Origin of the sequence: Dechloromonas sp. ZY10 (assembly GCF_041378895.1) — a bacterium.
GTDB classification, from domain to species: domain Bacteria; phylum Pseudomonadota; class Gammaproteobacteria; order Burkholderiales; family Rhodocyclaceae; genus Azonexus; species Azonexus aquae.
This window is the reverse complement of sequence record NZ_CP144212.1, coordinates 2338361-2351400: the sequence shown is the minus strand read 5'-3', so window position 1 is coordinate 2351400 and position 13040 is coordinate 2338361. Positions and strand designations below refer to the sequence as shown.

At 62.3% G+C, this 13040-nt stretch carries 9 protein-coding genes; 7 read left to right on the top strand and 2 right to left on the bottom strand.

Annotation, left to right across the window (positions count from 1 at the left end; all coding sequences use genetic code 11):
- Nucleotides 1-169: 169 nt before the first annotated feature.
- The 3 genes from VX159_RS10685 (at nt 170) to VX159_RS10675 (ending at nt 4275) form a co-directional block, all read left to right on the top strand.
- A complete protein-coding gene (locus tag VX159_RS10685; RefSeq protein ID WP_371322871.1) occupies nt 170-2428 on the top strand; it encodes a catecholate siderophore receptor Fiu in 2259 nt (752 codons plus the stop codon).
- Nucleotides 2429-2491: 63 nt separating this feature from the next.
- On the top strand, nt 2492-3169 hold the full coding sequence (locus tag VX159_RS10680) for a Fe2+-dependent dioxygenase (RefSeq protein WP_371322870.1): 678 nt from the start codon (nt 2492-2494) through the stop codon (nt 3167-3169).
- On the top strand, nt 3166-4275 hold the full coding sequence (locus tag VX159_RS10675; protein WP_371322869.1) for an alpha-hydroxy acid oxidase: 1110 nt from the start codon (nt 3166-3168) through the stop codon (nt 4273-4275). Before VX159_RS10680 ends, VX159_RS10675 begins: the two co-directional genes overlap by 4 nt.
- 417 nt (nt 4276-4692) lie before the next feature.
- Here the strand turns inward: VX159_RS10675 and VX159_RS10670 are convergent, their stop codons facing one another.
- Nucleotides 4693-5613, bottom strand: coding sequence for a hypothetical protein (locus VX159_RS10670; RefSeq protein ID WP_371322868.1), 921 nt, complete (start codon nt 5611-5613; stop codon nt 4693-4695).
- Nucleotides 5614-6197: 584 nt separating this feature from the next.
- Here VX159_RS10670 and VX159_RS10665 point away from each other — a divergent pair.
- The 4 genes from VX159_RS10665 (at nt 6198) to VX159_RS10650 (ending at nt 11796) form a co-directional block, all read left to right on the top strand.
- On the top strand, nt 6198-8303 hold the full coding sequence (locus tag VX159_RS10665) for a TonB-dependent receptor (RefSeq protein ID WP_371322867.1): 2106 nt from the start codon (nt 6198-6200) through the stop codon (nt 8301-8303).
- 255 nt (nt 8304-8558) lie between these two features.
- Nucleotides 8559-10646, top strand: a complete 2088-nt coding sequence (locus tag VX159_RS10660) for a TonB-dependent receptor plug domain-containing protein (RefSeq protein WP_371322866.1) — start codon at nt 8559-8561, stop codon at nt 10644-10646.
- A gap of 140 nt (nt 10647-10786) precedes the next feature.
- The gene (locus tag VX159_RS10655) at nt 10787-11458 is read left to right on the top strand and encodes a cytochrome c (protein WP_371322865.1); all 672 of its coding nucleotides are present in this window, start codon (nt 10787-10789) and stop codon (nt 11456-11458) included.
- Complete coding sequence (locus VX159_RS10650) at nt 11455-11796, top strand: hypothetical protein (protein WP_371322864.1); 342 nt, start codon at nt 11455-11457, stop codon at nt 11794-11796. Before VX159_RS10655 ends, VX159_RS10650 begins: the two co-directional genes overlap by 4 nt.
- Nucleotides 11797-11928: 132 nt before the next feature.
- On the opposite strand, the gene rlmF is transcribed toward VX159_RS10650, so the two are convergent.
- A complete protein-coding gene (gene rlmF, locus VX159_RS10645; protein ID WP_371322863.1) occupies nt 11929-12912 on the bottom strand; it encodes a 23S rRNA (adenine(1618)-N(6))-methyltransferase RlmF in 984 nt (327 codons plus the stop codon).
- Nucleotides 12913-13040: the final 128 nt, after the last annotated feature.

Sequence of the window (13040 nt, the reverse complement as noted above, 5' to 3'; positions counted from 1 at the left end):
CTGAGTGCGGTATCCAGTGTGCTCGCTTAATTTGTTTCAGAACTTTACAAATAGTAACAAGAATTGTTATCATTTGATTTCTGTCAAATCAGCCAGCCAATTCCGCCTGCGGCCTTCGGGCAAAAATGCGGATAGCCAGCCAGACCACTACTTTTTCAAGGATCAGTCGATGGCTTCTATCCGTAGTCGCAAGCACCGTAATTCCTCGCATCTTCTCGCTCTGGTTGCCGCCGCGCTGCCGGCTGCCGCGCAGGCTCAGGAGGCCTCGTTGCCGGCAATGACCGTCAAGGCCAATGCCGATGTGCCGTACAAGGCCGAAAGCAGCGCCAGCCCGAAATTCACCCAGAAGCTGGTTGATACCCCGCAGACCGTGCAGGTGATCAAGAAGGAGGTTCTGCAGGAACAAGGGGCTGCCTCGTTGATGGAAGCCCTGCGCAATACCCCGGGGATCACCATGCAGTTGGGCGAGAACGGCAATACCTCTGCCGGCGATACCTTCATGATGCGCGGTTTCTCGACCCAGACCGCGACCTTCGTCGACGGTATCCGCGACCTCGGGGCGATCTCCCGCGACGTCTATAACCTCGACCAGATCGAAGTGGTCAAGGGGCCTGCCGGTGCCGACATCGGTCGTGGCGCTGGTTCCGGCTACATCAACCTGATTTCCAAACTGCCCACGCGCGACGGGGTCAATGCCGCCACCGTCGGTGTCGGCACGGCCAACAAGCTGCGCGCCACCGCCGATTTCAGCCAGAAGGTCGGCGAAACCTCGGCGCTGCGGATCAATGCGATGGCCCAGAAGGGCGGTGTCGATGGCCGCGATACGGTCGAGAACAGCGGCTACGCGATTGCTCCGGCTTTCGCCATCGGCCTCGGTACGCCAACCCGCTTCTATTTCTATTCGCAGCACGTGCGCCAGGACAATATTCCGGATGGCGGTATTCCGACCATCGGGATGGCCGGCTTCTACAACGCCACTGCCGCGATCAATGCCGGCAGCAAGGTTCGCCGCGAGAATTACTACGGCAGCAAGGGCGATTACGAAAAGGTCGAAGCCGACATGCTGACCGCCAAGGTCGAGCACGATCTCGGCAACGGCTCGACCCTGCGCAACATCACCCGTTATGGCCGAACCACGATGGACCGCCTGATGACCGGCGTCGCTGCCGGCACGACGGCCTTCGTCGCCACCTCCGCCAATCCGGCAACGTGGACGGTTAACCGCAACCGCCAGCGCGTCGATCAGATCAACGAGATCATCGCCAATCAGACCAGCCTCAATACCTCCTTCGATACCGCTGGCCTGCGCCACGACCTGGTGGCCGGTGTTGAACTGATGTATGAACGGCAGAAAAACCTGAGTTTTGCCACCGCTGCGCAGACGATCAACGGTGTGGCTTATCCGGCAACCGTCAACCCGAACGCCAACCTGTACAGCCCCAACAGCGGCGACAACCTGGGCAAGCCCTACGCTACCGGCGCCTACACCGACGGCAATACCACCACGCTGGCAGCCTATGTCTTCGATACGCTGAAGCTCAACGAGCGCTTCCAGCTTAACGGTGGTGTGCGTTTCGAGCGCTTCCGCACCTCGACCAACAGCGCCGCGCTGGTCGGCACGGCACCGACCTACCAACTGACGCCGGGCAGCCTGTCGGTCTCCGACAACCTGTTCAGCTGGAAGCTCGGTGCGCTCTACAAGCCGGCCGACAACGGCAGCATCTATGCCGCTTACGCCAATTCGAAGACGCCGCCGGGTTCGTCGACCTTTGTCCTGTCGGCGACCGCGAGCAGTGGCGACAACGCCGCCTTCTCGCCGCAGGAAACCACCAACCTCGAAATCGGCACCAAGTGGGAATTGCTCAACAAGCGCCTCAACCTGAGCGCCGCCGCCTACCGCACCGAGAACGACAAGCAGGTGTCGTACAACGCGCTTGACAACAGCTACTCGCAGTTCGGCAAGACTCGCGTCGAGGGGATCGAACTTGCTGCCGTCGGCCAGCTGACCAACTTCTGGCAGATTTCGGCCGGGGTGGCGAGCATGAAGACCGAGGCGCTCAGCAATTACAGCCTGTCGAACAACGTCGCGACACAAAACACTGGCGTCCGCTGGTCGCCTGAGCTGACCGCCACCTTGTGGACTTCCTACACCCTGGGCAACCTGACCCTGGGCGGCGGTGCTCGCTACGTGTCGGAGCAGAAGCGGGTGGTCGCCGCCGGCGCCGCCGTCAGCCCGATGCCCAATATCCCGTCCTACTGGGTGGCCGACCTGATGGCCGCGTACCGGGTGAACAAGAACCTGAACCTGCGCCTGAACGTGTACAACCTGTTCGACAAGGAATACATCAGCACGCTCAACAACGGCGGCACCCGGATGACTCTGGGCACCCCGCGTTCGGCGATGCTGACCGCCGAAATGCAGTTCTAAGTCCGCCGCTAGACTCCGCCCGCCGCGCCCCGGCGGGCTTTTTCGCATTGCAGGGAGAATCCGATGCTGTTGCACATTCCGCAGGTCCTGAGCAAGGCCGAAGTCGCCGACATCCGCCAGCGGCTCGACGCCGCCGGTTGGGTTGATGGCCTGCAAACCGCTGGCGCTCAGGCCGCGACGATCAAGCAGAATCGCCAGCTGGCGGTCGATTCCCCGGCCTTTGCCGAACTCTCGCCACGGATCGCCGAGGCCTTGCGCCGGCACCCGCTGTTCATGTCGGCGGCGCTGCCCAAGTACATCCTGCCGCCGATGTTCAACCGTTACGAAAACGGCGGCCATTACGGCAACCACATCGACAACGCGATCCAGGTCGATCGCTTCAGTGGCCGCCAGGTGCGCACCGACGTGTCGACCACGGTCTTTCTCTCCGACCCCGACGAGTACGAAGGCGGCGAACTGATCGCCGAGGACAGCTACGGCTGTCATGAGGTCAAACTCGCGGCCGGCGACGCCATCGTCTATCCCTCGACCAGCCTGCACCGGGTCGAGCCGGTGACGGCCGGGGTCCGCATCGCTTCCTTTTTGTGGACCCAGAGCCTGGTCCGCGATGCCTGGCAGCGAGCGATGCTGTTCGAGCTCGACATGACCATCCTCAAGCTGCGCCAGCAACTCGGCGACAACGCCGAATTGGTCGCGCTGACCGGGCATTATCACAAGCTCCTGCAGCAGTGGGCCGAATGAACGCGCCCTTACCGCCGCTCGCGGCGATCCCCGCCGATGTCGTTGCCGCCTGCGATTATGCGCGGCGGGTCGGCCAGCACCTGGACGCCAACGCGTTGGCCTATCTGCAAGGCGGTGCTGGCGACGAGGAAACCCTGCAGGAAAATTGCAACGCCTTCGCCGATTTCCGCCTCTGGCCACGGCCGCTGGCGGCGGTGAGCGACGGCCATACTCGCTGCCGCCTGTTCGGGCAGGAACTGCAGCATCCGCTGCTGCTGGCACCGGTGGCCTATCAGAAGCTGTTTCACGCCGACGGCGAACTGGCGACGGCGCTGGCGGCCGGGGCGCTGGAAACGCCCTTCGTGGTCAGTACGCTGGCAACCACCCGGCTCGAAGACATCGCCGCCCGGGCCGCCGGGCCGCTATGGTTCCAGCTCTACTGGCAGGGCGGGCGCGCAGCTTCGCTGCACCTGTTGCGCCGGGCCGAAGCGGCTGGCTGTCAGGCCCTGGTGTTCACCGTCGATGCGGCCCTGGCCGGCATCCGCAACCGCGAGCAGCGGGCCGGTTTCCGGCTGCCGCCGGGGCTTTCCACGGTCAACCTGGAAAATGTGCCAAAACCGGCGTCGACCGTGAATCCCGCAGTTTCCTCCACCAGCCCGGTGTTTGCCGCGCTCGCCGGCGCGCCAAACTGGGACGATGTGGCCTGGCTGCGCGAACAAACCCGCCTGCCCCTGCTGCTCAAGGGCATCCTGCATCCCGACGATGCCCTCAAGGCGCGTGCGCTCGGCGTTGACGGCCTGGTCGTCTCCAACCACGGCGGCCGCGTGCTCGACCGGGTGCCAGCCAGCCTGCACGCCTTGCCGGAAATCCGGGCAGCGCTCGGCGCCGGCTATCCGCTGCTCCTCGACGGCGGTATCCGCCGGGGCAGCGATGTGTTCACAGCCCTGGCGCTGGGCGCCGACGCGGTCCTGATCGGCCGCCACTACATCGCCGCGCTGGCGGTCGCCGGGCCGCTCGGCGTGGCGCATCTACTGCGCCTGCTGCGCGAGGAACTGGAGGTCTGCATGGCGCTGTGCGGCTGCCCGACGCTAGCGGCCATCGGGCCGACGTGCCTGCAGCCAGCCTGATTCCTCCATCGCAGGCTTGGATCCGGTGGCTGGCTTGCCATTGCGAGTGAAAAGCCCTCCTTGAATTGGGAGGGCTTTTCACTCGCAATGGCACTTGCGCTACCTGTCACTGCCATACGGCATGCATCAGCGACGAGCACGAACTCTCGAGCCTCAGCGGCCCTTCGATGCTCGGGTGTAGTAACAGCGGAATTTTCGAATTCCGGCAGGTTGCTGAACCTTGCGAGGCAACGGCCTAAGTATTTGGGTCGTGATGTGCAAAAAATAAAACCCACAAGCCATACACCGAAAAATCAACCGCTTACATACCATCCAGCACTTGTCTATAGTGCAGCTTCTGTGAAAGCCACAGGGCAAGAGTCTGACACTTCAGAAACTCTGTCTACAAGATATTGCCGACAGGTGGAGTAGTCGCTTTCACGCAAGCGATTTGGAAGTAGTAATTTTCAGCTTTTTAGGCCCAAAACCATCTGTAGTAGCTGTTGGTGGAACAGCTGCAAGAATTGCATCCAACCGCGAAGAAAGCCGATCTGGCAGAGAGGGCAATCCGCGGATACGCTTCAAGGTGCCTCGCATTGCAGCAAGTTCACTAAACGCCTCGCCTGAGCCATAGGCCATAAGGGACTCAGCTTGGGTTACGACGGATTCAATCTCCTCCATAGTGAAGGCTGCTCGTTCGAAGATGTTTTGCCAGCCGGAAGGAATTGATCCTGCGATGGAGTTACGTCGCAAAGCGCCAACCTCTCTTTGCAAATCGCCGATTGCATCAAGGATGATTTGTTCGGCAGAGGCTTCTTTCTCAGTCAAGTGCGCAACCTTGAACGTCCCGAAGTTTTTCAGAAACGTTGAGTTGTCCGGATCGCGTAGGGATGCGTTATAGGTTGCAAGTACCTTCTGCGCCAAGAGCTGTTTAAACTCGACAATACGCTGAAAGCGCAAATCTCGAGGATACGTTATGTGTTCAATCACACCTGTATCAAACATGTAGTCAGTCTTGTCGTCCTTGATGATCACCGTCGGTTTATCGAACGCCAACCTCATCCCTAGCTCGAACATAACATTGGGATTTTTTCCGCTAACATCACAAACGATTACATCCGCGCCATAGACTCCTTGAACAATTCGTCTTTGGATCACCCCGACATCGTCTGCGTCGCTCACTAGCCTTGCTGTGAACTTTGGTGCTTCAATACGCTCCACTGCATCCGTGATGATAGCTTTCACTTCCGACCAATGGTCCGCAGTGCAACCGTCGATTGCAGATATTGGCATTACGATTCCGCACTGCATCCGTTCTTTAATGCTATCCGAAGTCGATTCGTCTTCTTTATTACTCATAGCCCCCCCTTGATTGCCCACTGATTCTCTAACAGCTTCAAGAATACCTGAAACGTCACAAATTGACCCAGTGGGCATATAAATAAGTAACTTGCAAACATCGCAGGTGCCTGAGCATCACCTTCTAAAAGCCTGCTACTTTCGCTTTAGGTTGGGTGCTGCGCTAAGTCTTCGGCATAATGCTGTTGGCCACCATGAGCGGCTGAACGGCGGGTAAGAGTCGCATTGCCACCTCTTCCAGAGCAGCGGCCCACAGTTAGCTTAGGCCGAAAAGCCGACCGCCTTCCCCGCGTAGATTTTTTCATCATCTACGGCAGCGGTCTTTCACGAGCTGCGTCAACCTCGATGGCGGCTGGTCGCGTCAGCAAGGTTTTGTTACAATGATAATCGATCTCAATTAGCCAGCCGGTGCTGCGCGCTTTTTCGCGCCGCCCATGCCAGCCAAACCGATTGCGCCCCGTCGAGGGAGCGTTGCCGCGTTGTGTCTGGGTACCCGGTTGGCAAGCACTCTCTCGCGGAAGGTTTTTCTGCCTTCTGGCCGCCTGCAGGGCGGACCTCAACGATTACTAACGAGAGAGAATTTCATGTTGCCGTTCCAGATCAAGCCTTCGCTGCTGGCCGTTGTTGCCGGCCTGGCCGCCGTTGCCGTGGCCCAGGCGCAAGAACAATCGCTGGCCCCGGTGGTGGTCAAGGACCGTGGCGAAGTCGCCGATGGTCCGGTGGCCGGTTACCGGGCCACCCGTTCCGCCTCCTTCACCAAGACCGATACCGCGCTCAAGGACGTGCCGGCCTCGGTCGCCGTCGTCGGCGAAGAGTTGGTCAAGGACCAGGCGATGCGCGGCATGGGCGATGTGCTGCGTTACGTTCCCGGCGCCAGCATGGCGCAGGGTGAGGGCAACCGCGACCAGATGGTGATTCGCGGCATCAACACCACGGCCGACTTCTTCGTTAATGGCGTGCGCGACGATACCCAGTACTACCGCGATCTCTACAACGTCGAGCGGGTCGAGGCGATCAAGGGCCCGGCGGGCATGGCCTTCGGCCGTGGCGGTGCCGGCGGCGTGGTCAACCGGGTGACCAAGAGCGCCGATTTCACCCGCCACGCCGATGCCGGCCTGACCCTCGGCAGCGATGGTCAGGTGCGGGCCACCGGCGACCTCGGCGGTCGTCTGTCGGAAGCGGCATCCTGGCGCCTCAACCTGATGGGCGAGCAGGCCGAGAGCTTCCGCGACGGCGTCGACCTCAAGCGCTACGGCTTCAACCCGACGGCCGCGTTCAAGCTGAGCGACAGCACCCTGCTGTCGCTGTCCTACGAATATCTCTTCGACGAGCGCACCGCCGACCGCGGCCAGCCGTCGTTTGCCGGGCGTCCTTACGACACCGCGCGCAGCCGCTTCTTCGGCAACACCGAGCAAAGCGTGGCGCGGACCGAGGTCAACAGCCTGGCCGCCGTCCTCGACCATGCCTTCAACAATAACGTCAAGTTGAAGAACAGCTTCCGCGTCAGCCATTACGACAAGTTCTACCAGAACGTCTTCGCCGGCAGCGCGGTGCAGAACAACGGTACGCTCAGTCTCTCGGCCTACAACAGCGGCAACGACCGGACCAATTACTTCAACCAGACCGACCTGAGCTTCAAGTTCAATACCGGTGCGATCGAGCACCAGATGCTGGTCGGTCTCGAACTCGGCCACCAGGACAGCCGCAATACCCGCCAGACCGGTTATTTCGGCAACGCCACCAGCCTGACCGTCGCCGCCGGCGCGCCTTACGGCCGTGCCACCCGCTTCGCCGCTACCGCCTCCGATGCCAACAACCAGGTGACCGCCGATACCGCCGCAGTCTACCTGCAGGATCAGATCACGCTGACCAAGGAGTGGAAGCTGCTGGCCGGCTTGCGCTACGACTACTACAAGCTGAAGTTCGACGACCGCCGCGCGGCACCGACCGACCTCGGTCGCACCGACAAGGAGTTCAGCCCGCGCCTCGGCCTGATCTGGCAACCAAATGCGGTGTCGACCTACTACGCCAGCTATAGCTATTCCTTCCTGCCGCAGGGCGAACAACTGTCGCTGGCTACCACCAACGCCCAGTTGAAGCCGGAAAGCGCGCTCAACTACGAGCTCGGTGCGCGCTGGGACGTGCTGCCGAAGATGACGCTGTCGGCAGCGGTCTTCCGTACCGACCGCGACGACGTCAAGACCAAGGATCCGAGCGATCCCACCGGTCAGCGCCTGGTCCTCGGCGGCCTGCAGCGCACCGAAGGGGTCGAAGTCGGCCTGCAGGGCGAAGTGACCAGCCACTGGAAGGTCTACGCCGGCTATGCCTACCTCGACGCGCTGATCGAGAAGGGCACCAACGATGCCCCGGCCGGCCGTCGCGTTGGCCTGGTGCCGCGCAACACCCTGTCGGTGTGGAACAAGTTCGACCTGGCCGGCGGCTGGGGCCTGGGTCTCGGCGTGATCTACCAGTCCGAGAGCTATGCCTCGATCAGCAATACCGTCAAGCTGCCCGAGTTTGCCCGAGTCGATGGCGCGGTGTACTACCGCTTTGCCGACGGCAAGACCCGCCTGGCGCTCAATGTCGAGAACCTGACCAACCAGAAGTACACGCCGACCGCGCATAGCGACAACAACATTTCGGTGGGGGCGCCGGTGAATGCCCGCCTGACCTTGTCGACCTCGTTCTAAACGCTACGCCGAGTCCTTCGGCAGTCTCCCCGGCGGCTTTTTCAGCGCCGGGATTTTTGCATTCAAGATAATGATTATTAAGCATTTGTAAAAAGTTTAAGGCTTTGTAAAGGGGCGTCACAAAATGCCGGCAGCTTGTTACGATGCGGCCTCTTTCGCAGCCTCCGTGCGGCTGGCGGCTTCCCCAACTTTTAGCGATCTGCTCCCATTGCAATGATGAAAACAAGAAAACCAAACCTGCTGGCTACGCCCCTGATGTATTCGCTGCTGGTGGCTTCTCCCTGGTTGAGCGCCCAGGAAACCGTCCTCGGCGAGGTCAAGGTCCAGGCCAAGCGTTCGCAGAGCCAGGAAATCCGGCGCAATGCGACGGCCGGCAAAATTGTCTACGACCGTGAGGAAATCGATGTCCTCGATGCCACCACCACCGGCGAACTGCTCTCCAAGCTGCCCGGCACCGGTCTTTCGGCCGATCTCGACGGCGGCCCGCGCGGCCGCATGCGCTCGCCCGACCGCTTCATGCCGCAGATTCTGGTCGATGGTCAGCCTTTGCCCGGCGGCGGCCGCAATCCGATGGCGGCGCTGCGTCTGCCGGTCGATCTGATCGAGCGGGTCGAGATCATCCGCAACAGCACGCCGGAGTTCCCGGTGCTCGGGCCGGGCGGGGTGATCAACCTGATCCTGCGCGACGTGCCCAAGCAGCAGACGGCTGGCGCCAAGCTCGGCGTCGGCGCCATCGATGGCCGTCCGGCGCTGCGCCTCGAAGGCCAGTACGGTGAACCCGACCGCAACGACTTCGGTTACCTGCTCTCCGGCGCCTATAACAGTCGGCCGATGGTCGGCGAGCAGACCATGAACGCCAACCTGTTTGCTGGCGGCACCTTGCAGGAGAAGGCGACGCAGCGCGGCGAGGATCGCAACCTGACGCTGAGTCCGCGTTTTTCGTGGAATCTGGGCAACGGCGAGCGCTTTACCCTGACGCCCTTCCTGACTCACACCGAAACCGATCGTTCAGCGACGGTCGACCGGCTGAGCAACGGTATTTCCAGCCGCGACCTGATCGCCGAGGACGGCCGCCGGACCAGCGGCCGGCTGAGCGGCGAATGGCGGCAGAACGCTGCCGGCGGTACCGAAACGACGCTGCGCGGGATGTTGCAGGCCGAGCGCGACGAAAGCGAGCGGCGTACCGGCAAGTTCGACAGCGGCGGCGCGCAAACCGCGTTCCAGAAGGAAAACACGCTGCGCGAGGAGCGTGAGCAGATGCTGGAAGCCCGGCGCAAGCAGTTGTTCGGCGACAGCCACCTGGTGACCGGTGCGCTCGAATGGCGGCACAAGACCACCGACGACGAGCAGCGCCGCCAGGGCGGCGGAGCCGACAACAGCGCGCAGATGACCGAACAGCGCCGGGTCGCCTGGATCCAGGATGAATGGCAGCTGAGCGAGCGCCAGGTGCTGACGCCGGGTTTGCGTTACCAGTTCCTGGATACCCGCGTCGAGAGCGCCAGCGCCGGCAATGTCGAACACCGTCAGCACAGCGTCGATCCCTCGCTGCATTACCTGTGGCAGGTCAGCGACACATGGAATCTGCGCGCCAGTATCGCGCGCAATACCAAGGCGCCGTTTTCGCGCGATCTCAGCCCGCTGGTGCGCCCGGCCAGCGGCAGCAATTCGGCGAGCAACCCGGATCGCGGCGGCAACGGTAATCTCGAAGCCGAGCGCCTGCGCAGCATCGAATTGGGGGTCGAGCACTTCCTGCCCGAACGTGCCGGCACGCTGGGTTTCTCGGTCTTCGACCGCGAGATCGACAACTACATCCAGCGCCTGATCGCCGACGAGGGCGGGCGCTGGATCGAGCGCCCCTACAACGTCGGTCGCGCGCAACTGCGCGGCGCGCTGTTCGACTACAAGGCCAACCTCCTGGCCTGGGGGCTGCCGCAGCTGACACTGCGCGGCAACCTGGCCTATACCCGCACGCAGATGCTCGACAAGGTGCCCGGCCTGGGCGCCGGGGAAGGTCCGCGCAAGAGCGCCAACTTCGGCTGGGATTACGACTGGAGCGAACAGCGCCTGACCCTGGGCGGTACCTTTACCTACGTTTCGGCAATCGACCGCGAAAGCAGCGCGTTGATCCGCCAATACCAGGGGGCCAGGCGCCAGCTCGATCTCTATGCGCTGTACAAGCTCGACCGCCAGATGAACCTGCGTTTCTCGGCGCAGAACGTGACCCGCGAGGAGCGCACCGGCAGCCTTTACCAGATCGACGGCAGTGGCACCCCGTTGCGTCAGGAAGACGACCGGATCAAGGGCGTCGCCAGCTATTTCGTGACCCTCGAAGCCAAGTGGTAAGGCGCTTTTTACGTGCAATTCACGGTCGACCGTGAATTGCACGTAAAACTGTCGTGCCCGGCCGGCACCGACGTAAATCAATTTTTCCCGCCACGCAAACTGCGACAATCCGCCGCAATCGGAATATTGGAGCAATGCGCATGGCTTTACGCAAATGGTGGTGGGGCGCAGTCGCCGGGCTGGTGGCGATGCCGCTCGGTGCCGTCGAAATGGAAGGCGGCAAGGCCGCCGGCAAGGAAATCAACGGGACCTGCGCCGCCTGTCACGGCGAATTTGGCGCCGGCGGCAAGAAGGGCGAGTACCCGAGGATTGCCGGCCAGCAGGTCAAGTACATCGAAAGCCAGTTGCGCAGCTTCCGCGCCCGGACCCGGGTCAATATCCCGATGTTCCCCTATACCCAGGAGCGCGAACTGCCGGACGAGGACATCAAGGAAGTCGCCGCCTATCTGGCGCAGATCGAGTTGCCGACCAAAATGCCGACCTTTACCGGCAACGAGGACGCGCTGACCCGGCTGCAGATGGTCGAAAAGGTGATGATCGTGCCGCGCGCGGAAGGCGATGTCGATGCTGGCGGCGCGCTTTACCAGAAGAAGTGCGCCTCCTGCCACGGCAAGGCCGGCAAGGGGCGGGGGATGTTCCCGATGCTGGTCGGGCAATACACCAATTACCTCAAGCGCCAGGTCGATTTGTACCTGAAGGGCGACCGGCCGCACGATGACGACGGTACCACTGGCGTGCTCAACACGCTGCAGGAAAAGGATGTGAACGACATCCTCGCCTATCTGACCACTTTGCAGGAGCCCAAGGAATGAAGCGCACTCCCTCCCTGATTCTCGTCGCGCTGCTGCTGGCCAGCGGCGGCGCCTGGGCGCACGCGCATGCTGGCAAGGTCGACGACGGCATGCCCGACGCGCAGAAGATCCGCTTCTGTGAGCGTGTCCGTGATTTTGCGCTGCAGGCTTTTTATGACCGCGACAAGGGGCGTCCGATGAAGCATTTTGAAGAGGATGGCAGCCCCGGTCCAAGGATCACCAACCACATCATCCGGCGGATTTACGAAGAGCCGCAGATCACCAGTCCGAAAAAAGCCGAGGCCTTTGGCCGCGCGACCTGCAACGAGATGATGGGAACCAAGGAACTGCCGCAGTAAGCCGTCCTTGGCGCCAGCGCCGGTCAAGGCTGGCGGGCGCTCGGACGCCGGACGAAAAAGGCCCGCGCACGAAAAAAGCCCGTTTTCACGGTCGACCGTGAAAACGGGCTTTTTTGTTGTCTCGGTTCGGGCTTACTCGTCTTCGCCTTGCGGTGCCGTCGGTGATTCGGCCAATGCCGGGGCGGCCCAGCGTTCACGTCGCCATTTTTCGCGTTCGCCGTTGGCGCAGAAGGTCCAGGCCAGCACCCGGCTTTTCTTCTGACCCTGATTCATTTCGAGAATCCGCGATTCAACGACTTTGGCCTTCTTCAGCGCGGCTTCGAGGTGCACCAGGTTGTCGGCCTTCGACACCAGACTGGTGAACCACAGCACCCGTTTGGGGATCTGCGTGCTCTGCTCGATCATCGACTTGACGAAGGCGCGTTCGCCTCCGTTGCACCACAGTTCGGTGCCGCCGCCGCCAAAGTTGAGGCGCGGCTGCGCCGTGCCCTTCTTGGCGCCGGGCTTGCCGAGGTTGTTCCACTTGCGCTGGCTGACCGCCAGCACTTCGTCGGGCGAATTGTGGAAGGGCGGGTTGCACAGGGTGGCTTCAAAGCTCTCGCCGGAGCGCAGCAGGCCGGTGAAGATGTTGTCCCAGACCGGCTGGTGGCGGAGTTCGATGAACTCGGCCAGGCCGGGGTTCTTGCCGACGATCTTGCTGGCGTTGGCCAGCGCCGCTTCGTCGATATCGCTGCCGAGGAATGACCAGCCATATTCGGCGTGGCCGATCAGCGGATAGACCAGGTTGGCGCCGGTGCCGATGTCGAGCAGGCGGACGCCGGGGCCACTGGGAATGGTCTTGCGGTTGCAGGTGGCGAGCAGATCGGCAATGGCATGCAGGTAATCGGCGCGACCGGGGATCGGCGGGCACAGGTAGCCAGCGGGCAATTCCCAGCCCTGGACACCGTAGTGATGCATCAGAATCGCGCGGTTGAGCGCCTTGACCGCCGCCGGGTTGGCAAAGTCGATGCTCGGCGTTCCGGCCGGGGTGGTCGTCAGGTATTTCGCCAGTGCGGCGGAGGTGGTGCTGAGTGCGGCGAGGTCGTAGCCGTCGGCATTTTTGTTGCGTGGGTGCATGGGGATGTCCTGTCTTCAGGGCGCCAGTATCCCACGGCCGGGCGTTGCCGTGGGATTGCGGCCGCTGCCCGGCGCCGGGGCGGCCGGCGTTTGGCTGGCGGTGGGGCGGCAGTCGGGCAGCCGAGCGG